The 22,810-nt window shown below is 35.6% G+C and carries 23 protein-coding genes and 1 pseudogene; 10 read left to right on the top strand and 14 right to left on the bottom strand.

Features of this window, described 5'->3' with window-relative positions; all coding sequences use genetic code 11:
• Positions 1 to 37: 37 nt before the first annotated feature.
• Together H9655_RS15945 and H9655_RS15940 are read left to right on the top strand one after the other, a co-directional pair.
• Positions 38 to 1,582: pseudogene (locus tag H9655_RS15945) on the top strand (DNA topoisomerase); the annotation flags it as partial.
• Between the two features lie 198 nt (positions 1,583 to 1,780).
• Complete coding sequence (locus H9655_RS15940; protein ID WP_191815826.1) at positions 1,781 to 3,013, top strand: aminopeptidase; 1,233 nt, start codon at positions 1,781 to 1,783, stop codon at positions 3,011 to 3,013.
• Between the two features lie 288 nt (positions 3,014 to 3,301).
• Here H9655_RS15940 and H9655_RS15935 read toward each other — a convergent pair whose 3' ends face one another.
• On the bottom strand, positions 3,302 to 4,381 hold the full coding sequence (locus H9655_RS15935) for a hypothetical protein (RefSeq protein WP_191815824.1): 1,080 nt from the start codon (positions 4,379 to 4,381) through the stop codon (positions 3,302 to 3,304).
• Between the two features lie 279 nt (positions 4,382 to 4,660).
• Here H9655_RS15935 and mscL point away from each other — a divergent pair, with 279 nt between their 5' ends.
• Positions 4,661 to 5,089: a large conductance mechanosensitive channel protein MscL gene (mscL, locus tag H9655_RS15930; protein ID WP_191815822.1), complete on the top strand. Its 429-nt coding sequence runs from the start codon at positions 4,661 to 4,663 to the stop codon at positions 5,087 to 5,089.
• A gap of 281 nt (positions 5,090 to 5,370) precedes the next feature.
• On the opposite strand, the gene H9655_RS15925 is transcribed toward mscL, so the two are convergent.
• Positions 5,371 to 5,709, bottom strand: a complete 339-nt coding sequence (locus H9655_RS15925) for a hypothetical protein (RefSeq protein ID WP_191815820.1) — start codon at positions 5,707 to 5,709, stop codon at positions 5,371 to 5,373.
• Between the two features lie 127 nt (positions 5,710 to 5,836).
• Between H9655_RS15925 and H9655_RS15920 the strand changes: the two genes are divergently transcribed.
• From H9655_RS15920 to tatC, 5 genes are all read left to right on the top strand, one after another.
• Positions 5,837 to 6,472 (top strand): Bax inhibitor-1/YccA family protein, encoded by a 636-nt coding sequence (locus H9655_RS15920; RefSeq protein ID WP_191815818.1) that lies wholly within the window; start codon positions 5,837 to 5,839, stop codon positions 6,470 to 6,472.
• A gap of 113 nt (positions 6,473 to 6,585) precedes the next feature.
• Positions 6,586 to 7,335 carry a gluconate 2-dehydrogenase subunit 3 family protein gene (locus H9655_RS15915; RefSeq protein WP_191815816.1) on the top strand — a complete coding sequence of 250 codons (750 nt, stop codon included), beginning with the start codon at positions 6,586 to 6,588 and terminating at the stop codon, positions 7,333 to 7,335.
• A 24-nt stretch (positions 7,336 to 7,359) separates the two neighbouring features.
• The gene (locus H9655_RS15910) at positions 7,360 to 9,069 is read left to right on the top strand and encodes a GMC family oxidoreductase (RefSeq protein WP_191815814.1); all 1,710 of its coding nucleotides are present in this window, start codon (positions 7,360 to 7,362) and stop codon (positions 9,067 to 9,069) included.
• A gap of 25 nt (positions 9,070 to 9,094) precedes the next feature.
• Positions 9,095 to 9,301, top strand: coding sequence for a twin-arginine translocase TatA/TatE family subunit (gene tatA / locus H9655_RS15905; protein ID WP_191815812.1), 207 nt, complete (start codon positions 9,095 to 9,097; stop codon positions 9,299 to 9,301).
• Positions 9,302 to 9,324: 23 nt separating this feature from the next.
• Positions 9,325 to 10,050, top strand: a complete 726-nt coding sequence (gene tatC, locus H9655_RS15900) for a twin-arginine translocase subunit TatC (protein ID WP_191815810.1) — start codon at positions 9,325 to 9,327, stop codon at positions 10,048 to 10,050.
• Between the two features lie 115 nt (positions 10,051 to 10,165).
• On the opposite strand, the gene H9655_RS15895 is transcribed toward tatC, so the two are convergent.
• Both H9655_RS15895 and cls read right to left on the bottom strand, forming a co-directional pair.
• Positions 10,166 to 10,480, bottom strand: a complete 315-nt coding sequence (locus H9655_RS15895; protein ID WP_225230681.1) for a hypothetical protein — start codon at positions 10,478 to 10,480, stop codon at positions 10,166 to 10,168.
• A 236-nt stretch (positions 10,481 to 10,716) separates the two neighbouring features.
• Positions 10,717 to 12,237 carry a cardiolipin synthase gene (gene cls / locus H9655_RS15890; protein WP_191815805.1) on the bottom strand — a complete coding sequence of 507 codons (1,521 nt, stop codon included), beginning with the start codon at positions 12,235 to 12,237 and terminating at the stop codon, positions 10,717 to 10,719.
• 103 nt (positions 12,238 to 12,340) lie between these two features.
• Between cls and H9655_RS15885 the strand changes: the two genes are divergently transcribed.
• Entirely contained in the window at positions 12,341 to 12,841 is a 501-nt protein-coding gene (locus H9655_RS15885; RefSeq protein WP_191815803.1) for a GNAT family N-acetyltransferase, read from the top strand.
• 49 nt (positions 12,842 to 12,890) lie between these two features.
• On the opposite strand, the gene H9655_RS15880 is transcribed toward H9655_RS15885, so the two are convergent.
• The 3 genes from H9655_RS15880 to H9655_RS15870 all read right to left on the bottom strand — a co-directional run bounded on the left by H9655_RS15880 (position 12,891) and on the right by H9655_RS15870 (position 15,064).
• A complete protein-coding gene (locus H9655_RS15880) occupies positions 12,891 to 13,223 on the bottom strand; it encodes an SCP2 sterol-binding domain-containing protein (protein ID WP_191815801.1) in 333 nt (110 codons plus the stop codon).
• 342 nt (positions 13,224 to 13,565) lie between these two features.
• Complete coding sequence (locus tag H9655_RS15875) at positions 13,566 to 14,084, bottom strand: acyl-CoA thioesterase (protein WP_191815799.1); 519 nt, start codon at positions 14,082 to 14,084, stop codon at positions 13,566 to 13,568.
• Positions 14,085 to 14,149: 65 nt separating this feature from the next.
• The gene (locus tag H9655_RS15870) at positions 14,150 to 15,064 is read right to left on the bottom strand and encodes a magnesium transporter CorA family protein (protein WP_191815797.1); all 915 of its coding nucleotides are present in this window, start codon (positions 15,062 to 15,064) and stop codon (positions 14,150 to 14,152) included.
• 135 nt (positions 15,065 to 15,199) lie between these two features.
• Between H9655_RS15870 and H9655_RS15865 the strand changes: the two genes are divergently transcribed.
• The gene (locus H9655_RS15865) at positions 15,200 to 15,457 is read left to right on the top strand and encodes a hypothetical protein (RefSeq protein WP_191815795.1); all 258 of its coding nucleotides are present in this window, start codon (positions 15,200 to 15,202) and stop codon (positions 15,455 to 15,457) included.
• A gap of 20 nt (positions 15,458 to 15,477) precedes the next feature.
• On the opposite strand, the gene H9655_RS15860 is transcribed toward H9655_RS15865, so the two are convergent.
• The 7 genes from H9655_RS15860 to liaF form a co-directional block, all read right to left on the bottom strand.
• Positions 15,478 to 15,993, bottom strand: coding sequence for an RNA polymerase sigma factor (locus H9655_RS15860; protein ID WP_191815793.1), 516 nt, complete (start codon positions 15,991 to 15,993; stop codon positions 15,478 to 15,480).
• Positions 15,994 to 16,091: 98 nt separating this feature from the next.
• Positions 16,092 to 17,417, bottom strand: a complete 1,326-nt coding sequence (locus H9655_RS15855; RefSeq protein ID WP_191815791.1) for an oligosaccharide flippase family protein — start codon at positions 17,415 to 17,417, stop codon at positions 16,092 to 16,094.
• 375 nt (positions 17,418 to 17,792) lie between these two features.
• On the bottom strand, positions 17,793 to 19,679 hold the full coding sequence (gene abc-f, locus H9655_RS15850) for a ribosomal protection-like ABC-F family protein (protein WP_191815789.1): 1,887 nt from the start codon (positions 19,677 to 19,679) through the stop codon (positions 17,793 to 17,795).
• A 204-nt stretch (positions 19,680 to 19,883) separates the two neighbouring features.
• Complete coding sequence (locus H9655_RS15845; RefSeq protein ID WP_191815787.1) at positions 19,884 to 20,048, bottom strand: RAxF-45 family protein; 165 nt, start codon at positions 20,046 to 20,048, stop codon at positions 19,884 to 19,886.
• A gap of 274 nt (positions 20,049 to 20,322) precedes the next feature.
• Positions 20,323 to 20,958 carry a response regulator transcription factor gene (locus tag H9655_RS15840; RefSeq protein ID WP_191815784.1) on the bottom strand — a complete coding sequence of 212 codons (636 nt, stop codon included), beginning with the start codon at positions 20,956 to 20,958 and terminating at the stop codon, positions 20,323 to 20,325.
• Positions 20,955 to 21,998, bottom strand: coding sequence for a sensor histidine kinase (locus H9655_RS15835; RefSeq protein ID WP_191815781.1), 1,044 nt, complete (start codon positions 21,996 to 21,998; stop codon positions 20,955 to 20,957). Before H9655_RS15835 ends, H9655_RS15840 begins: the two co-directional genes overlap by 4 nt.
• Positions 21,995 to 22,726, bottom strand: coding sequence for a cell wall-active antibiotics response protein LiaF (gene liaF, locus H9655_RS15830; protein WP_191815779.1), 732 nt, complete (start codon positions 22,724 to 22,726; stop codon positions 21,995 to 21,997). The genes H9655_RS15835 and liaF overlap by 4 nt, the downstream gene beginning before the upstream one ends.
• Between the last annotated feature and the right edge of the window lie 84 nt (positions 22,727 to 22,810).

Genomic DNA, 22,810 nt, shown 5'->3' with positions numbered 1-22,810 from the left:
GATATAATCACTATTAAAAGAATATATTAAATTCCGCCCTAAAAACAGTATACATGTCCAAACCCCCACGCTTTCTCTTATAATGGATCGCGAGAAACAAATCCAGAAATTCATCCCACAAGAATATTGGTTGATTCATGCAAAAGTGGGTGGATTACAAACAGAATGGGAAAACAATGGTGAGAAGCGAATCTTTAATAGTGATAAAGCAGAATCGATTAAGAAACAAACAGCAAAAGTCAAAGCAACAGTACAATCGATTACGCGTAAAGAAAGAAGTGAATCACAACCACTTCCATATGATTTAACTGAGCTACAACGTGATGCCAATAAAAAATTTGGCTTTTCAGCTAAAAAAACATCATCTGTGCTGCAAAAATTATACGAACAACATAAAATCGTAACGTACCCACGGACAGACTCTCGTTATTTAACAAGCGATATGGAAAGTACAATGGTAGAAAGATTAGAGGCAATTGCAGGTGCTTATAGTACAGAAGTAAAACCTTTGCTAGCGAAAAAGGGTAAGGTACTAGCCAAAAAGGTATTTAATAATAGTAAAGTGACGGATCATCACGCCATCATACCAACAGAACAAAGAGTACATCTTAGTGATTTATCAACAGATGAGAAAAAATTATTTGATCTCATTACGAAGCGATTCCTTGCTTTATTTTATCCGCCATATCAATATGAGAGTGTACAATTTAAATTAGATATAGCTGGTGAGACGTTCGTAGCTAAAGAAACCCATATCATTGACTTAGGGTTTAAAACGCTTCATTCATCTACGAATGAACAAAGTTCAAAGACAGCGTTGAATCAATTACAACAAGGTAAACAACTGCAAGTTCATGCAGTTGAAATGGATAAAAAATTAACTGAACCCCCCGCTCGCTTAAGTGAAGCCGATTTATTACAAGGGATGGAGAAATTCGGTTTAGGCACACCTGCAACACGTGCCGAAATTATCGAAAGACTTATCTCCTCAGAAGTAGTGGAAAGACAAAACGGGCGCTTCCATTCCACTCAAAAAGGAAAGCAGTTAATGGAGCTTGTAAATGACGAATTAACATCTCCAGCATTAACAGCTAAATGGGAAAAAGAGCTTGAAGCAATCGCACATGGTAAAGCAAAGCGCGATGACTTTTTAAAGAAAATTAGACAACAAACGAAGCAAATTGTATCCGAAGTAAAGAAAAGTGATAAATCTTACCGCGCCCATAACTTAACCGGATCGAAATGTCCTGAATGTGGCTCCTTCTTGAAAGAACGGAATACGAAAGAGGGGAAAGTCCTCGTTTGTTCGAGTCTTGATTGTAATTTCAGGAAAAGAAAAGATCCGAAGCTATCTAATCGTCGTTGTCCTCAATGCCATAAGAAGATGGAAATTCACAACGGAAAAGCCGGCACCTACTTCCAATGTCGTAAATGTAATGTGGTTGAAAAAGCGACTGATAAGAAACAAAAAGTCAATAAACGGGAAGAAAGAAAGCTTGTTCAGAAATACTCTGCCAACAATGATCAATTCGGTACGAGCCTTGGTGATTTATTAAAACAAGCAATGGAAGATAAAGAATAACCACCACACTGTCAATTCAGTAAGCATCTTGCTGTTTTGGCAGTTTTTTGTTTATATTGAACAACCTCTTGCTTATGTTTTAAACGCTTAAATCGTGCAGTTCTTCCCTCTATTTTGTCATGAAGATAAAAAGTTTCTTTTTTCCTATAGAAAAGTTACAATAAGTAAGAAGTTTTTGACAAAGGGAGTGTACATAGTATGAGTACTTTTGAAGAAAAGCTCGAGAAATATGCAGAATTAGCCGTTAAAGTGGGGGTCAATATTCAAAAAGGCCAATCATTAGTCATCAATACTTCTATTGATTCTGCCCAACTGGTTCGAAAAATTGTAAAAAATGCTTATGAAGCGGGTGCCGATCAAGTTATTGTGAACTGGAATGATGATATTGTTTCTCGTACAAAGTATGAATTAGCACCGATTGATTCCTTTAAAGAGTATCCGAAATGGCGTGCGCGTGAAACGGAGGAATTAGCAGAAAATGGGGCAGCTTTTATCGCGATTGTCTCTTCTAGCCCTGACTTGCTGAAAGGAATTGATCCTGAGAAAATCAGCACATTCCAAAAAGCATCAGGTCAAGCTTTAGCAAAATATCGTAAAGCTGTGCAAACAGATAAAGTAAGCTGGACAGTAATTTCCGCACCTTCTCAAGCTTGGGCCAATATGGTGTTCCCTGACGCAAAAGAAGAGGAACGCGTCAACTTACTATGGGATGCTATTTTTAAAGCAACACGAACTGATTTAGATGATCCGATCCAAGCATGGAAAGATCATGATCAAACATTGCATGAAAAAGTAGAATACTTAAACGCAAAACGTTATAAAAAATTACATTACACCGCACCAGGAACAGATTTGACCATTGAATTACCTGAAAAACATTTATGGGTTGGTGCTGGAAGCGTGAATGAAAACGGTCATGAATTCATGGCAAACATGCCAACAGAGGAAGTGTTCACAGTGCCACATAAATATGGTGTAAATGGCACTGTCCGAAGCACCAAGCCACTTAGTTATGGTGGTAACATTATTGACCGCTTCTCGATTACCTTTAAAGATGGAAGAATAGTTGATTGTAAGGCGGAGGAAGGCGAAGCTATACTAAAACAACTAGTTGAGACAGATGAAGGTTCTCATTATCTTGGTGAAGTTGCGCTTGTACCATTTCAATCACCGATTTCTCAGTCAAACCTGCTTTTCTATAATACATTATTTGATGAAAATGCATCGAATCACCTCGCTATCGGCAGCGCCTACGCCTTCTGTGTAGAAGGTGGCAAAAAAATGAATAGTGAAGAGCTAGAAACAAACGGATTAAACGAGAGTATCACCCATGTTGACTTTATGGTCGGATCCGCTGAAATGGATATTGACGGTATCCTTGAAAATGGTGTAACTGAGCCTGTATTCCGTAAAGGCGACTGGGCATTTTAATAATGAATTAACAATCAGACCCGAACGATATCGTTTGGGTCTACTTTCGTGAATTTTTTTGGGGGCATTTTCTTTTAGATTTTGATTACACGCTTTGCATTCTGGGTTTTTGTGAATCATACTTTATGGCTTTTCTTTCCTTCTGATGGGACACTGCTGTTTGTGATTCAGACTATGGTGAAGCGCTCATCTCTCTTTGACCTTTTGGATTTAGGCAGCACAAATAGGCTGCTACTATCTTATTTTTAAAATTTTCACAGCCTACCTATTGATCGAAATATAGCGTTTTTACTGCTTGCTTAAAGAGAGTTGCTTAATATCCCCTGATTCATTCGCATAAGTTTTAATGACATATTTATCTGCAAGAAACTCAGAATAGATTACCCCGTTCTCCTCTTCTTGTCTAACTGGATTTCCTAATAACTTCTTGAGATCTTCTAATGAAGATTGTAATCTTTCCCCAGGGATGGCAACAGTAGATACAGCTCCATCTTCTCGGTTATAGAAATAGATTGTTTCTGGATACATTAAATACTGTTGTCCATGAAGGATTCCCTCTTGAATAAAATAAGGATTAGATTTTTTAATGTCTTCGATGTTCGTACCAATCGGATAAGGGCCACCCATAGGTATGCCCATTTTCGCTCTTTCAATCACTTCTTTAGTCAACTCAATATTTTCATAAGGATAAAACACTTCTTCTGTCTCGCTCCAAATATCTATCCAAGACAAATCTAATAATGTTTGATAAGCACCAGAATCTTCAGTTACTGTTGCTTCATCATGAAGTGAAAGGACTAATGGATCTGTTTGTAATTCCCAGCTGAGAAAAATTGACTCATTTTGATTAACCGGATAGGCTGATTGGAGGATATTTTGACTTAAGGATTTAAGTTTTCTATCTGTTAAGTTAAGCAATTCTCCCCCTTCAATCGGTACCTCTTTCAATATTCCTTGGTCGATTGAAATAACACGAAGTGACGAAACTTCCTCACTTTTTTCAAGTGATAATATAATAAGAGATTGTTTATTTGTATTCAGTGAATAGATATTATTTTTATTGAATTTTTCATAGGAAAGCTCTTGGCTATATGCCATTTTACCATTCTCTTCCGCAACAAAAAATGAATATTGACTACTATCATTTTGATTTGAGGAAATATATACTTCATAGCTTTTTTCCCCATCCATCATTGTTGTTTCGTAAATTGCATTTTCTTTAAGCACTGCCACCTGTTGTTTTTCTACTTCATCCACTTCATGAGCAACAGTTGAACTTGGCTCCATTTCTTGTTTGTTCACCTTTGACTCATTCATGCAACCAGACATGAGGGTAGTTAACATTAATATATATAAATATTTCTTCATTTAAATCTCCCTATCAACAAAAATCACTTGGCTCTTGCCAAGTGCTTATATTCTAAGTAAAGTCATTTTTTATAAAAGACTAGTCGTCAATTTTATTTAAGCTATCATAAAGTTCATTATTGACATTCTAAATTGTAACAAATCTGAAACAATACTACAAACAGAATAAATAATCGTAAAGTAAACTTAATGTCCTGATTTCTCCTGTTTACTATGTTTAAATATTTATATACAATGTTTCTTAACGAATTCAACATAAGATTTGGAGGGATTTTTGCTATGTTACAAGAATTTAAGAAATTTGCTATGAAAGGCAATGTGTTAGATCTAGCCATCGGGGTCATCATAGGGACTGCTTTTGGAAAAATCGTTACTTCTCTAGTGAACGATCTAATTATGCCAATCCTTGGAATCTTTATCGGTGGAGTTGATTTCACAAATCTCTCCTATTCCCCTCCATTTGGGGAATCCGTTATCCTATATGGACAATTTATTCAAACCGTTTTCGACTTTTTAATTGTCGCTTTTTCCATTTTCCTTTTTGTCCAATTTATGAATAAAAGAATACGGAAGAAAGAAGAAGAGGAAACTACACCTGAACCGCCAGAAAAAGATGCAAAAGAAGAATTACTAATCGAAATTCGTGACTTGTTGCAAAAACAACAGCAGAATTCACTTGATATAACCAAAAGAAATCATGAGTCCTAAATAAAAACTAGAATGTATTTATATGAGTGGGCATAAAGACATGCCCGAGACCCACAAGGTAAATCGATTCAATATGGTGGCAACAATAATCAGATTAAACAACATATGATCATAACCGTAGCAACCACGGCAAAACTTGTAATAACGGTCAAATCGATATCGCTTTACTTCCATTCGTTTCAGGTGAATAATAGGTAAATCTAAAACACAGTGAGCTTTTGCTGCTGTGTTTTTTGTGTTTTTAGTTGAGTTTGAATCATGGGTGAAACCGAAACGAGGCATTAATACTGCCATGAGACAAAAATTTGATTTGTTTTAAGCTGAAATGAGTCATTAATACCGCCATGGACAAAAGTTTGATTCGTTTCAAACTGAAACGAGGCATTAATACCGCCATGGACAAAAGTTTGATTCAATTCAAGCTGAAACGAGGCATTAATACCCTCATGGACAAATATTTGATTCGATTCAAGCTGAAACGAGGCATTAATACCCCCATAGACAAATATTTGATTCGATTCAAGTAGAAACGAGGCATTAATACCCCCATAGACAAATATTTGATTCGTTTCAAGCTGAAACGGGTCAATAATACTGCCATGGACATATATTTGTTCCATTCAAGCTGAAACGGGTCAATAAAATTACCTAAGGCAAACAATATGATAAGATTAGAGCAAAAACTGAAACAAGTTTAAAAAGATAACCAATCAGACACAGTCAGCCCATATAGAAAGAAGTGATCCAATGCTATCATCTATTCAAAAACAATATTTCCGTCGTGTTATTTTTATTTTTATGGTCTCTCTTGCTATTGCTACTATTGGGGTCTTCCTTGGTACAGTTGTTCCAAGCCAGTATTTTCTCCCAATCAAAATTATTGAAGTAATTATGTTAATCATTGCTTTTTTTCTCAGACGAAAAAAGGGCATTTCTTACTTTTTCTTATTCTTATTTACTTTCATATCTGGTTTGTCTATTTATCCAATTATACATCAATATGTGTCTTCAATTGGTATGCAAACCATACTAATGACGCTCATAGCAACAACCATCATTTTTATTTTCATTGCCAGTTATGCCACTATTACAAAGAAGGATTTTAGTTTTTTAGGCGGTATATTATCAGTGGCATTACTTGCCTTTATTATCATAGCCATCCTACGAATCTTTTGGCCATTAGATGACACTTCATTACTCATTTATTCTTTTATAGGTGTCCTTATATTCAGTGGCTATATTCTATATGATTTTAATCGTTTAAAAAAATATGGTATCAAAAAAAGCCAAATCCCTACTTATACTTTAAATTTGTATTTAGATTTTATTAATCTCTTCCTTAACTTACTTAGATTAATTGGTTTACTGAAAGATAGAAAATAACAAACCACAATGACAGATTACTTTCTGTCATTTTTTTATATCCAAAAATGAATAAATCTGGATAATTGGAACACTTTATAAACATAATACGAAAAAAAGGAGGTTTTTTACGAATGGCTGAACAACACTCTGAAAAGAAAATGTCAAGAAGGCGCTTTATTAGAAATTCTGGATACGTAGCAGGTGGACTTGTCGGTGGAGGAATTATCGGTGGGCTCATTGGGGCCAATATGAATGATGAGCAAGAAAGTACAAATACCCAAGGGGAACATCAAGGAACCAGCTATCTACAAGCACCTCTTTATTTTACAAACCCTGAAATGTTTGCCGTTCTAGTGGCTGCTTCTGAAAGAATTTTCCCAAGCGATGATAACGGTCCAGGTGCTGATGAATTGGGCGTTGCCTATTATATTGATCACTCGCTCGCTGGTTCTTGGGGGAACAACGCTCGTGAATATATGCAGGGACCTTTCTTTCCAGGATCTAATTTCCAAGGTTATCAATCCCCTCTTAAGAGGCATGAAGTGTTCGATACCGGGATAAAGGCACTGCAAAAAGTAGCCAATGAAAAACACGAGAAGAATTTCCCTGACTTAGAAGGAGAAGAACAAGATGCTATCTTAACTTCCTTCCAAAATGATGAAGTTGAGCTCAAAGGAGTAACATCCAAAACTTTCTTTAATATTCTTCGAGCAGCAACGATTGAAGGCGTATATGCTGACCCTGCTTATGGTGGAAATATCAATATGGAAGGCTGGAAAATGAAAAACTATCCAGGCCATCAAATGAGTTATTACGACAAAATTGAATCAGAAGAATTTATGGAAATTAAACCACAAGCCCTACATTCTTATACAAAATAAGTGGATGAAACAGGAGGATATACAATGGCTGAAAAATTACCTAAAACCGATGTCGTCATCGTCGGTATGGGCTGGGCTGGTAGCATTATTGCTGCCGAGCTTGGTAAGGAAGGATTAAAGGTTGTTGGATTAGAACGAGGTAAAGAAAGAGGCTTGAAAGATTATTATGTCGTACACGATGAGCTTCGTTATGCTATTCGTTATGAATTAATGCAAGATTTATCAAAAGAAAGTTTGACTTTCCGTAATAATCAAAAGGAAAGAGCCCTTCCAATGCGTCAACTTGGTTCTTTCCTATTAGGTGAAGGCTCTGGTGGTTCTGGTGTTCACTGGAACGGCCAATCCTTCCGCTTTTTGCCCTATGATTTTGAAATACGATCAAAAACAATTGAAAAATACGGTGAAAGTAAAATCAAAGGATTACAAATTCAGGATTGGGGCATTACATACGACGAATTAGAACCATACTTTGATAAATATGAGAAAGTCGCTGGGATTAGTGGTGAAGAAGCTCACTTTGGACCGGAACGTTCCAATCCATATCCGACACCACCGATGAAAGAGACACCATTAACCAAACGCTTTAAAGATGCAACAACTTCATTAGGTATGCATCCGTATCATATGCCTTCAGCTAATTTAAGTGAACCATATGAGAACATGTACGGTGCGAAAATTGCTAACTGTCAATATTGTGCATTTTGTGAACGCTTTGGTTGTGAATACGGTGCAAAGGCAGATCCAACTGTTGCTGTCATTCCTTTTGCTAAGGAAACAGGCAATGTAGATATACGCAATTTTGCTAATGTAACTGAAATCATCCATGAAGGTGGAAAAGCAACCGGTGTGAAATTCGTAGATGTATTAACGAAAGAAGAATTCATTCAACCGGCTGATACAGTTGTACTTACGAGCTATGTCATGAATAATACGAAACTACTTCTACATTCAAAAATAGGCAAAGCCTATAACCCTGAAAACGGGTCTGGTGTGATTGGCAAAAACTATTGTTATCAAATTCTCCCTGGTTCTACAGGCTTTTTTGAAGAAGAACGCTTTAACACTTTTATGGGGGCAGGAGCACTAGGTGCAACAATTGATGATTATAATGGGGATAACTTTGATCACTCGGATTTAAACTTTATCCATGGCGGCTCTATCTCCATTAATCAATCAGGTAACCGACCGATTGGCTCAAATACCGTTCCATCTGGTACACCAAATTGGGGAGCTGAATTTAAGGCACAATCAATTAAGTATTTTACAAGATCACTCAATATTGGAACTCAAGGTGCTTCTATGCCTGTACAACATAATTTTATGGATCTTGATCCGACGTACAAAGATGCTTATGGTCTACCATTGCTTCGCCTAACTTACGACTTTACCAAACAAGATCGAGAGCTTTATAACTATATCGGCAAAATTGCAGATCAAATTATGCTTGAGATGGGCGCAGATAAAGTAAACGAACGTTCGAATCTTGAAAGTTATGATATTGTGCCATATCAAACAACTCATAATACTGGTGGTGTCATTATGGGGGCTGAACCAGAAACATCTGCTGTTAATAATTATCTGCAAATGTGGGATGCTGAGAATGTATTTGTAGTAGGTGCATCTGCCTTTGCACATAATGGGGGCTATAATCCAACGGCAACAGTTGGTGCACTCGCATTCAGAGCGGCAGAAGGCATCCTCAAATATAGCAAAGAAGGTGGCATGCTCGCCTAACTAGTAGGAAAGGGGTTGAATTGCAATGGGGTTAACAAATATCGGTATACCAGGTTTAATCATTATCCTTGTCATCACCTTAATTATCTTTGGACCTAAAAAACTACCTGAAATTGGCTCAGCTTTCGGAAAGACATTAGCTGAATTTAAAAAATCGACAAAAGAAATTATGGACGATAGTGAGAAGGAAACATTAACAGTAGCTGCAAAAAATGAAGAGGAATCTAAATAACATCTGAGATGGAGGCTTGAAAAATGGAGAATAATGACCAAACACTAGTAGAGCATTTAACTGATTTAAGAAAAGTGCTCATTCGATCGATTGTCTTCTTTGCCTTTTGTTTTATCCTTTGCTTAGTGTTTATTAACCACCTTATTCCCATTCTAGCTAATGATTATGATCTCGTCATGCTAGGGCCATTAGATGTAATTAGACTCTACACAGGGATTGCCGGTAGCATTAGCCTCGGTATTTCCCTTCCCTTCATTGCTTTTCAAGCATGGCTATTTATTAGACCTGCTTTAAATGATAAAGAAGCAAAAATCTCGATAATGTTCATTCCAGGAATTATTTGTAGCTTTGCCATTGGCTTATCATTTGGCTTATTCGTTGTATTCCCAACCATTTATGGCTTTCTCATGCATCTTGGCGAAAGTAATTTTTCTATGATGATTACTGCTCGGGAATATTTCTCATTTTTATTGATTTCTACTATTCCGTTCGGGTTTCTGTTTGAAGTTCCTTTATTATTAGTCTTTCTCACGAATATCGGAGTCGTATCCCCTGAAATGCTAAAGTCTGTTAGAAAATACGCCTATGTGGTGCTCGCTATCGTTTCTGCACTCATTACGCCACCAGACTTTTTCTCACAAATACTCGTACTCTTTCCTTTAATTGGACTATACGAACTCGGACTATTTCTGTCAAAAATCAGCTATAGAAAACGATTGGTCATGGAAGCAGAGTTGAATAAAGGGTAATTTATTGATCGTTATAAACGATGGCATTTCTTATGGGTAACTTTAAAATAGGTGTAAGAAGCAATACAATCTCTTATAGTGACAAGGAAAAGGATAATGAGGTATTTAGTTTTAGTCATTTTTTAATTAAATTGCGATATTGCTCGATAAAATGCTTAGGTACATCTCTCATATAAAAAGGATACACACCACGATTCGTATGTAAATACAATGTACCTAGCTTTTTTTTCGATTCTCTAAATGAAATATCAAAAACGGCATGAATATCAATTTCGTCTTCACTCCATTTAATTTTCTTATCGAAAAGTTTGATTTCACTTTCTATTTCCTCATACTTCTGGACATTCCAATCAATTTTGCGCACAACTTTTATATAAGTAAGACTAGCAATAAGTTCCAATGGCGAACCCCCAATATTTAATATCTTCATTCTATTGGATTGTTAGCGAAAACGACAATCATTTGCTTAAAAATAAAGAAACCATTTGAGAAAACTTTAGAATAATGATGCGGTTAGAGCAAATTCCTATTCCCCTATTTAACATCTTAAATATTACTAACAGTTCAGAAAAAAACGAAGAAAGAATGGATGCTTTTTGCCTTTAAGAACCAGCTTCCGATTCTTTCATACGGTTACGAACAGTTCAAAACCATATTGCGAATTCTTTAAAGTACACCAGAGAATAACCTCGCAAATGACTCTTTTGTTCTTTCAATTAAGCCTCTTTTATAAAACTGTACCGGACTTATTTTAAAACTATCTTTCATATCATCTTCATAATGAGCAACTAAATCTCTTATAGAACTTGTCCCATATAGAAAAACATTCACCTCGAAGTTCAAATGAAAACTTCTCATATCCATATTAGCAGTCCCAATACTGGCTAAATTCCCATCAATAATAATTATTTTTTGATGAAGGAAGCCTTTTTTATATGAATAGATCTCTACTCCATAGCGAAGAAGTTCAGAAAAATAAGAACGGCTAGCATATTGCGTGAAAAAACTATCATTCGTTTCCGGAACGAGAATTCTTACTTCAATCCCTTTTGCCGCAGCCACTCTTAAAGCCGTCCGAATGGATTCATCTGGTACAAAGTAAGGGGTAGCAATCCATACAGAATAATCAGCAGACGAAATCATCGAATAATAAAAATCCCCCATAATTCCCTGTTGTGTATCTGGTCCACTAGCAACGACTTGAAGCGCCCCGTCCACCACATCATCTTTCTTATGTACAGGTTTCCTATCATTACGATATTTGTCCAATACTTCTTCGTCAGCAACGTATTCCCAATCTAATAAAAATATCGTGTGCAGTATATAGACAGCTTCACCTTTTAATAAAAGATGAGTATCTCGCCAAAACCCAATTTGCTTATCTTCTCCCAAATATTCATTTCCAACATTCAATCCGCCTGTAAAGCCGATCTCTCCATCAATGATGATAATCTTACGGTGATTTCTAAAATTAAATTTCTGGTTAAAAAAACCATACTTCAAAGGTGAGAATGGTTTGACTCTGATGCCCGCATCCAACATCTGATTGATATCTTCCGTATGAAGCGTTAAGCTCCCTGCTGCATCGTAAATAAATAACACTTCTACGCCTTGCTTGGCTTTATCCATTAATATCTTCATTATTTCTTTTCCTAAGCGATCAGAACGAAAGATGTAATATTCCATATGAATGAATTTTTTTGCCTGTAACAACCTTCTCTTAATTTCAAAAAAGGTTGCATCACCATTTTTTAATATGGTTGCTTTAGATTTCGTACTAATCGGAGTTAATGATGTATGATTTGCAAATTCCGCAAACCGAAGCTGGCCATCTTGAAGGAATGATATATCTTGTTCCTCTTCCCTATGCATTAAGCGTTTCCATTCATCTCTATCTCTGCTACGCTTACTTTTGAATAAATACCCTTTCATATATAATTGCCCTGAAAATAAATAAAACAAATAACCAAACACCGGAAAGAATACGATTACATACATCCATAATAATGTATGCTGTGGGGTTCGATCTTCCAGCATAATGGAATAGCATATGAGTAATATTGCCAAGCTATAAAATACAAGGCATATGATCGTAGTTAATATACTTGTTGCCAGAAAAAGACCGATATATAATGTAACCATCAGAGTAAATACGAATAAAAATTCTACTCTTCTTCTCCCTTTCATTACCATGCCCCATCCCGTAAGTTGCTGTTATTATTAGTACCCTAATTTTCATTGAAAGAAACGAGCTCATTTATTATTTTTTATAAACGTTAAGGAGAAAAAAATGAAAATCATCCCTTTACATAAAGAACATGCCGAAAGTTTCAAACAAATACGCCTAATTGGACTTAAACAACATCCAGAAAGTTTTGCATCTAGTTTTGAAGAAGAAGCAGAGCAGTCGATACAAGATATCGAAAAGAAATTGCTCTCTAGCCAAGCAATCACTTACGGTGCTTTTCATGAAGGAAGGTTGGGCGGCATCATCACTTTGTTATTTGAAAGTAAATTAAAAATGCACCATAAAGCATATATCGTTGGTTTATTTGTACAAGAGGAATTTAGAGGACTCGGAATGGCGAAGCAGTTAATGAACACAGTCATTGATAATGCACGGGTAGTTGAGACTGTTGAGCAATTACATTTAACTGTCATGGCTGATAATCAACCTGCACTAAAACTATACAAAAAACTAGGGTTCCGCTCATATGCTCATGAACCACGTGCTTTAAAAGTGGCAGGACATTATTATGATGAGATTCATATGGTCTTACCATTAAAATGAGTTTGAGGCAGGAGTTTACATAAAACGCCCTGCCTCAGCACAATACCAATTATAAAGATTGATATTTTTTTAATATTTCCTGAAGCTTCAATGCTAACCCAACATTACCTTCAACCTTTAAACCACCTGTCATAAACGCTACGGTTGTGTTTAAATCACCTTTTAATAAACTAGAAAAGTGGCTATCACTCATTCTTAATTTAACCGCAGGATCGTCCGCTTCCCCTTCAATTACACTTACCTTTCCATCGCATAACACAATTTGTATAGAGCCACTTTCTTTTAAATCCAGTTGAAATACTCTATCTTTTTCATTTGCAATATACTCTGGTTGATTATTCATTTTATCCGTCATTTCTTCAAGTTCAAGTAATACCGACATGTCATGTTAAGCCTCCTCTTATTAATAAAACACTTTAAGATGTTGCAAGGACATTGAAATGTAAACATAATAAATATGAAGAATTTCGTTACTTTAAAATACTCAATTTCCAAAGACTTTCAATGTAATCACAGAGTAGCAATAAAGTATAGCCATAAAATGGCCTCGTATTATTTCATTCATCGCAGTAACTTTATTTATATTCTATGCGGTAAATACATCTTCCTGCCTAAATGAATAATTATTCATTTCCCCTCTATACGAGAAGGTTCTTTTTAAATAAAAATAACTCGCCAATTGGCAAGCTATTTTTATAACCCATGTTTACATGTAAGAAGTAACCTATTCTCTCCAAGGGAGTTCTGTGCCAAAGCTCTGTGCCCTTTTTTCGCTATCCTTCCTTCTGCGCTTCCTATGTTCTGCCCTCTCTTTTCCACTTTCATATAAGCTCATTTCTTCATCAGTCACTGGTACAATTTTAGGAATCGGCGCTGGTTTCCCATCTTCACCAAGCGCTACCATTGTAAGAAAAGATAGGGCACATATATTTCTATCGCCTGTTAAAAGGTCCTCCGAGATAACCTTTACAAATATCTCCATAGAAGACCTGCCTGTATATGTAACAAATGCTTCTAAACAAACCGCATTACCCGCGTAAATGGGATGTAAGAAATCAACGGAATCAGTTGACGCTGTTACAACCGCTTTTCTTGAATGCCTCATAGCAGCAATCCCGGCAATATCATCTATATAAGCCATTAACTTCCCACCAAACAACGTTCCATGTCCATTTGTATCTGGTGGTTGAACAATACTTGTTTTGACAACATATGATTCTTTACAAAATTTTGATTCACTCACACTATTTTCTCCCTTCATAAAAGTATCAATAGATACCTCTATATACATCATACCTTATATTTCCGTTACTTAAAGAATGAATTCTTCTTTCTTGATCTAAGTGTATCACCTGTCCAGCCCCTTTTAACTAATAATAAATAGACAGCTACAGTAGATAGAATAATAATGATTAATGCACCTGTGTATCCCCATTTCTCATCTAATTCCGGCATAAATTTAAAATTCATACCCCAGAGTGCTCCCCATGCACTAATTGGTGTAAATAAAGTCGTAATAACGGTTAAAGTTTTTATGACTTCATTTCCACGATGAGAGGATACCATTTCTTCAAAATGGACAAGATGATCAATTTCTTCAATATACTCTCTTGTTAACATACTTCCTCTCTCTAATCTTTTTCTCATATTTTTAAAATGTTTTGTCTCAACAATATCGCTTGAAAACGTCTCTTCTAATCCTAACGATAATTCTGTTATTGGAATCATAAAATTTTTCCAAACTAATACTTCATGTCTTAACTGAAAAATCTCTTCCAAACGAGCGATGCTGTTTTTTTGTTTAATTTCCCAAAGCACTTTGTTTAATTTCAACTCGAAATCATCAATTCTTTTAATGCTATTTTTTAAGATTTCCGCTAACAGAATAGAAAAAACAGCTACTGCATTTTCCGCTTCTTTCATATCATTTATATGGCTTTCTTGTTCAAATTCACTCGTTATTAATAAATGCTCTGTTAGGAAATAATGGAGAAGCTTATATTCACTTTGTTGATTAAGCTTCTGTTCGTAGATGAGCGATCCACAAATGAAGGCTTTCCCTTCCGTTGACTGTAAATGGAGATGATTAGATTCTTGAGAAGAAATATTCTTAACCCATAATTCAATCTCTTCTTTATAATATAAGGGAAATTCCTGATAGTTGTTTGCTTCCGGCTTAAAATCATTAAACCATTGCCAATTATTAAGCTCTTTTATCTTCATTCCTTCTCACCCTCCTACTTTAACATTCCCTGAAAATGAATATAACAAAACCATATGTTTACTTTTAAAAGAAACGGGTATTTATCATACATGCAAGAAATAAATTTTCCAAATAAACACGAAGGAGGAGTTAATATGAAATCTCGTCCAAAGAACTTTATTCTAGCAGGAGTCGGCGTAACAAGTTTACTATTACTTGCTAAGAAAGAAAATCGTGAAAAGCTACAGACATTTACGCATAAAATGAAAAGTTATCTACCTACTAATGAAGAGAATCAATATGATTTAAAAGCAGGCCATCCTGACCCACAAGATACTCGCGATAATGAAATGGTCAGTGAAGGTGCCATGACTTCGGTTAATTATTATAATAATCAACAAGAAGAAAAATAACCTAGGGATTTCTCCTTAGGTTATTTTTCTTCTACCATCATTGGAAGAAGCTTAGCTTTCCCTCTCCTCAACCTTGTCTTTATCGTAGAGAGGGGTAGCTTTGTTTCTTCACTTATTTCTTTTAATGACATCTGTTCGAAATAATAAAGATATAGTGGCTGTTTATATTTTTCAGGTAGACAAAAGATAATCTTTTCTACTTCTTCTCGATTACTTTTTTTAACAAACAATTCATCTGCCCCTGGAGACTTGGCTTCTTCATATAAAGCTGGCAGCTTCTCTTCTAAAAATTGTCGTTCACTTTGTTGCTTTCTCCATTGATCCCTACATTTGTTTAATGCAATTTTATATAACCAATTTTTAATATTCGTTTCCTCTTTTAAAGAAGGAAAAGCTAAATAAGCTGAAATTAAGGCTTCCTGTAGTAAATCCTCTGCTCTTTGGGGATGTTTAATTAAAGAATAAATGTATCTGTATAATGATTGAGCATACTCGCTCACATAATTTTCGAATGTATAATTAATTGTTGCTTCCATACTTCATCTGGGTCTATTACCCTTTCCTCCTTTATTTCTTTTCTCACCCTAATAGACGAAGAATCGGCCTGCTTCCCCTACAGCTTTTTTTATTTTTTTTAAGAAAAGCTTGTTTGTTTTGTAAGAAACCAAGTGACACCAATCTTCTTACATATCGTCATATAATGCATGAACATTAATAAAATGGCTCCCATATTTATCCCTAAAATTACGCCATGCATTTGCAGACTTTCCATTGATCCAAATACATACATCCCAACAAAAGATATAAGTGTGGACCACACAGCATGATAAAAGGCATCTTTCATAAGCCCCAAACCGATAAGAAATGCTTGCATAGGGAAAATAAAAAAGTGTAACAAAAAGAATGGCCAAAGTAATTGCACGTAAATACTTGCTGCTGTTGAATGGAAAAATGTACTTGTTAAAGGTTCGGCAAAGAAATAAAAAATGGTAACAGATGGAACACCATACAAGAAGGTGATAAAAAATACTTGTTGAAGCAACCGCCGTAAGTAATTAAGCTTCTCTTCAGCATATGCTCTTGAAACAGTCGGAATGAGCATAACCATAAAGGAATGGGCAATAAAAGCAGGAAACATTCCTATCGTCATCGCTACACCAGCAACCATCCCAAAATGTTCTGTGGCAATATCCGTACTTATTCCTGACTTTAGCAGTGCCGCTTTTATTAAAAATGGCTGTATAGCATGGGTTAAAGCATGAAATATCCGTAAACCTGTTGTAGGGATAGACACCCCCATCAAGTTTTTCCAAACACTCATTCCAGACATCGGCTCAAACGGCAATTTCTTCATCCTTTGATATTGGATGACAAATAAATGAATGAAGTAAGCAAAAATCGCTATTTCACTGCCAACAAATGTACAAATTGCTATAAAAACTGCCGTTTCCGTTTCAAAGCGAAATAAATGAAAAAGTAGAACAAGCAATGTAAGCTGGATGAATTTTCTCAAAAAATTAGCAGAAGCTATCTTCCCCATTTGTTCGTTGCCCATAAAATAACCTCTAGCAATAGAAGAAAATGAAATGATCGGTATGAGAATAATAGCCATCCATCTTAAAAGTGGATGATAATCATCAAAAACAGTGATAAATGGAAGAATCGCTGATGCTAACGGGATTAATATAAGTGAAAAGATAACCGTCATTCTAATCACGTGATTGAGCATACTATAATGATATTTTCTATCCTTTTCCGCAATAAATTTAGAGATAGAAACAGGCATTTCAAAGCTCGCTAATAACACAATCAAAAAAATGGTTGGTAGAATAGACATATATAGCCCTAAACCATGTTCACCCAATTGCCTTGCAAGCACCATATTAATCAGAAATTCAATACATTCACCCGCAAAAGCCGCAAGAATTAATAAGAGCAATCCCTTGAAGAACTTGTTCATTTCGCCTCTCCTTTTTGTCCCCACAAATAAATAATCTCTTACTATCCTATGAGACAACCCTAACAATTATTAACCTAGTTGAATATTTGTTTATTGATCACTTCACCTATTTGTATATTGCCTAACGTAAAAGGGCCTATGTAGGGGACAAATAATATAGATAAAGTCGGTACACTACAGAGGATCACGGGATTAGTAGGAAATCGCGGAATTTTTATTTTTGCGGAGCCTTTCATATACCAAGGTTTTGTAACATGTAGAAGGGTTGCCCAAAAGTCGAAGAAGTGACTTTTTGAACAACCCTTTTAGATGTAATATTCTGTATGCTAATATAGCCTAATTGCTAACCATGTATTTTTGCAATCTGCTTTTTATCTATTCTTCCAATAAAGAGACTGACCACTCCTTATATAAGTGATCTAGTTCCATTTGACATTGTTCCTTCTCGTATTGCAAATCTTGGAGGATGCTTAAGGCTTCCCCGTCCATCATCTTTCTTTCTATGATTTGTAATCTTTCTTCTAACTTTTCCATTTCCTCTTCTATACCTTTTGGTTGATGATTATTTTGCTTTATTGTACTTTCCCTTTCATCCTTTTTTATCGCTTTCTTACTTGGAAGTGCCACCTGTTGCATTTGGTTGCTCCACTTTTCCCATGCATATGCGAATGATCCATTAAAATAGGAGAGCTTTCTTTGATTCAATATATACGTTTGGTTAAATAATTGTTCGATAAAATATCGATCATGAGAAACAGCTAAGATGGTTCCTTGAAATTCCTGTAGTGTCTGTTCAAGCACTTCTCTCGATTCAATATCTAAATGGTTTGTCGGTTCATCAAGAATAAGAAAATTCACATTTTGATACATAAGTTGTGCTAAACGTAGTCGCATGCGCTCACCACCGCTTAACTGTTTCACTTTTTTATGAACGGCATAACCATAGAAAAGAAAATTTGCTAGAATCCCTCTCGCTTCTCCCTCCGCTACGGCATGTATGTCCCTGAACATTTGTAGTACGGTTTTTTCTTGGTTTTCGCTCTCTGTAAATACTTGTTGAGCTAAGTAACCGATATGACAATTACTGCCCACTTGCAATTTTCCTTCATCTGGAAGCAAACGTTGTAAAATTAATTTTATCAAAGTAGTTTTACCACTTCCGTTTTCTCCAACAAGTACTGCACGATCCTGAAATCGTAAATGCATGTCAATACTTTCTAATACCATCTTCCCACTAAAAGATTTAGTCATATTTTCAATAACTAACGTGTCTTTCCCACTTCTTTCTTCTGCTGCCAAATTCAAATGTATTTTGCGATGAAAAACTGGTTTTTTTACCTTTTCCATCCGATTTAGTGCCTTTTCCATACTACTTGCTTTTTTATGAAGGCCGGCATTAGGTGGGTTGGCTTGATTCGCCCACTCTCTTAACCTTTTTATCGATTCTTTCATCTTTTTTATTTTCTTCTGTTGATCTTCATACTTTTGAAATTCCTGTAATAGCCGCCTTTCTTTTTCTTTTATATAATCAGTATAATTGGTATGATAGTTCGTTAACTCTTCATCTTCTAAATCCATAATCATCGAAACGGTTTGATCGAGAAAGTACCGATCATGTGAGACCATAACAATCGTTCCTTCATAGTCTTTAATAAAGCTTGTTAACCAATCAACAGCTTGAAGATCAAGATGATTTGTCGGTTCATCCAATAATAATAGATCTGGTTTCTTAAGTAGCTCTTTTGCTAAGCAAACTTTTGTTTTCTCTCCACCACTCAGCATTTGGAACTTTTTCTCCATTAATGTTTCTATACCAAGTCCATTAATGACTGTTTTTATTTTCCCTTCTATTTCATAACCATCGTTATTCATAAAATAATCTTGTAATTTTCCATATTCATTAAGTAGTTGTTCTACCCCATTCGATGTTTGTGATTGAGCTAATTTTTGTTCCATATCTGTTAGTTTTCTTTTCATATCAAGTAAATGAGAAAAAGCTTCCTCCACTACATCCAAAGCAATAACCGATTCATTATATTCTGGTATTTGATGTAAATAGCCAATCACAATATGTTTACGCCAATGTATTTGACCTTGGTCAGGTTGTTCTACCCCAGCCATGATTTTTAATAATGTAGACTTTCCACTACCATTTCTTCCTACAATACCTACTCGCGAGTGGTTACGTATGTCAAAACTAATATTAGTGAAAACTGTATCACCACCGTACAATTTCGTTATATTTTGTCCGCTCGTTATCATTTCATTTTCCTCCATATAAGAATAGCTCCATTCGTCACTTGTCAGCAGCTCAAAGCAATTTTTTACCGACCACCGCTAGCAACATGAGCTAGACAGAAATTTGATTAGATGATAAAAAGGGCCACAGAGAATAAACTTCTCCTGTGACCCTTTCTCATTTAAATGTAAATACTCACCTGTATCCATACAAGAAAATATTCATTATTATGCTCTTTGTTGGGTGTGAAGAGATGTTTGACTGCTTATTTTGGCTATGCAATTGTTAAAAAAGGACAGACGTATCCCGTTAAAAGTCATTGCGCCAAAAATTGCACAGAAAACAGTTAAGTGTTCAAGCCATTTTCCACGCGTTAAAACAGTTCCACTCATCTCTTCTACACCTCCTTTTCCAATCAATTACTATTAGTGTAAATGAAATATTCTAAAATAACAATCATTTTTAAAACTATTATTAGATTTTCTTATGGGTATCATTTCTGTGCTGTGGGAAAACACATTAGCTGATAATAACCCGTCTGGGGGATTTATTTGAAGTTAATATGAAGGCATGATCTACATTTACTCATTTAGAAAATCAGTTCACTGGTAAATATATCAGGTTAAGGACAAAAAAAGAGAGCTTCATCACAAAGCTCTCCTCAAACTATTCTTTTACTATATGATTCTTAAATGCATAGATGACGGCTTGGGTACGATCTTGGACATCCAATTTACTTAAAATATTACTTACATGTGTTTTGACGGTTTTTAAAGCAATGTATAATTCATCAGCGATTTCTTGGTTAGTTTTTCCTTGCGTCATATGAAGTAGAATTTCCATTTCTCGACTGGTTAATTCTTCGTGGAGAGGTTGTTCTTTATTCCCTCTCATCTTTAACATCATTTTTCCAGTGACCTCAGGTTCTAAAACAGATTCTCCTTGATGTGTTCTGCGAATCGCGTGTGCAATTTCACTTGCTTTTGATGTTTTTAACATATAGCTCGTAGCTCCCGCTTCAAGTGCTGGATACACTTTTTCATCATCTAAGAAGCTCGTTACAATTATTATTTTTGCTTCTGGCCATTTCTCGATAATATGCTTTGTCGCTTCAATCCCGTCCATTTCTTTCATCACTAGATCCATTAGAATAATATCTGGTCGTAATTCCATCGCCAGCTCTATCGCTTGTTTGCCGTTATCCGCCTCACCGATTACTTCAATATCAGGTTGAGCGGATAAATAAGCGGTCACACCAATCCGCACCATTTCATGGTCATCTACAAATAATACGCGTATCATTTTTCTTCGCCCCCTCCACCTTCAATAATTGGTACTTTTACTTCTAACCTTGTTCCCTTATTAGGAAGACTGATCATTTTTAATGTGCCACCAATCTCTAGCGCTCTTTCATACATATTTTGAATACCGTATGAACCCGCTTTTGCCTTGTCTACATTAAAACCGATACCATCATCAATAATACGTAGAATGGCAAACCCATCACGTTGAATAAGTAATACATCTAATGTATCTGCTTTCGCATGACGCAAAGTATTGGAAACCGATTCTTGTAAAATGCGAAAAAGATGATCCTCAATACCTTTATCTAAATAAAAGTCCTCTGCTCTCCATTTGATATTCATTGTGACTTTTTGTTTTAACTCAAGCAGCAGTTCCTCGATTCCTTCCGTTAACTTTTTTCCTTTTAAGGCAACAGGGCGAAGATGAAGCAATAAAGCACGCATTTCTAGCTGGGATTGATGGATCATCCCTTCTACTAACTGCAATTGCTTGAGATCATTGGCCGATTTTTCCTCCGTTTGTTCCATAATCGCTGACATTAACATAGAGGCAGCAAATAACTGTTGACTTACTGAATCATGTAATTCTCTTGCCAAACGATTTCTTTCTTCATAAATAATTTCTTGCATGCGATTATCAATATCTATCGCTTTTTCATTTGCAAGCCGTTGCGTATACTTTGCCTGTTCTGATATTTGCTTCTGTATTTTAATTATTCTTTGATATATGTTTTGCACATCGGCACTTACTTCTTCATGATTAACCGTGAGTACTCTGCCTTCTTCTACCTCATGAAGCCAGCCTTCCATTTCTTTCAGTTGCTTCTGCCATCTATAACCAGATAATAGCCCATAAAAAACACCTAATAAGATGCTTATCATTGGGGCAAACAATGCAAAGGGAATATCTACTACTTTAAAATGCCAGAAATCAATCAGGCGAATAGGGAAAACAAAATAAAACGACAGCATCATGCTAATAAGTAATAGTAGTGAAAGAAGCACCCCATATAAGATCTGACGTTGAGCCATATTCATGAGCGCTTCACCTCTAAATCACCCACAATTAAAGAGGTGACGATTTTCACCTTTTGTTCAGTTTGGTTATAATTTTCCGTCTCAAAAATATAATTGCGGTTAAAAGCTCTTTTTTCTACCAAATCGAAAATCTGACTAGAGCCAACAATAACAGAATGATTGATTGACACCTCAACATCATAAGGAATATATATGCGTACATTTCCAATAAGGTTTTTGATAAAGATAATATTCTCTTGATTAGGTAATACCGTATAGCTCAAATCAATTTCAGTATCCCCTAAGCCACATTGGATATTTATATCTCCCCATTCATATACTTCTTCAGAAGTATTTTGGTGCCCATTGATTTTATTCGTTAATAAATTCTTCTTCTGAACTACAGCCTCTTTTCGCTCATCTGTTTTCCGCTGTTCTGCTCTCGGCTGAACTTTCTTTGGTTTTTTTTTCGTTAAGTAAAATTGATAACCAAAATGAACAATAAGTGCAAGAATTAACAACCTGAATGCCATCATATTAAATATTGTAATCGCAAAAAGTAAAATTCCTAGCCAAAAAAGGACCTTTCCCCTTGTCTTCGGCATCCATTTACGACCAATATAGATCATACCAATTTCAATGATAATTGAGAAGATCAGCCCATGATTAAAAAAGAAAATTTCTAAAATAATCATTGCTAAGGCAATGAATATCCACATTTTATAGTCCTCATTCCATTTTTCAAACATGTGACATCCCTCCTAATCATGTTGTTTAAAAAGGCGCAAGTCGGCCTTACGCCTTTCAATGCTTGTTTCTCGGTCAATTATCTC

The organism is Cytobacillus stercorigallinarum (genome assembly GCF_014836495.1).
GTDB classification, from domain to species: Bacteria; Bacillota; Bacilli; order Bacillales; family Cytobacillaceae; genus Cytobacillus; species Cytobacillus stercorigallinarum.
This window is presented reverse-complemented; position numbering and strand designations above follow the sequence as displayed.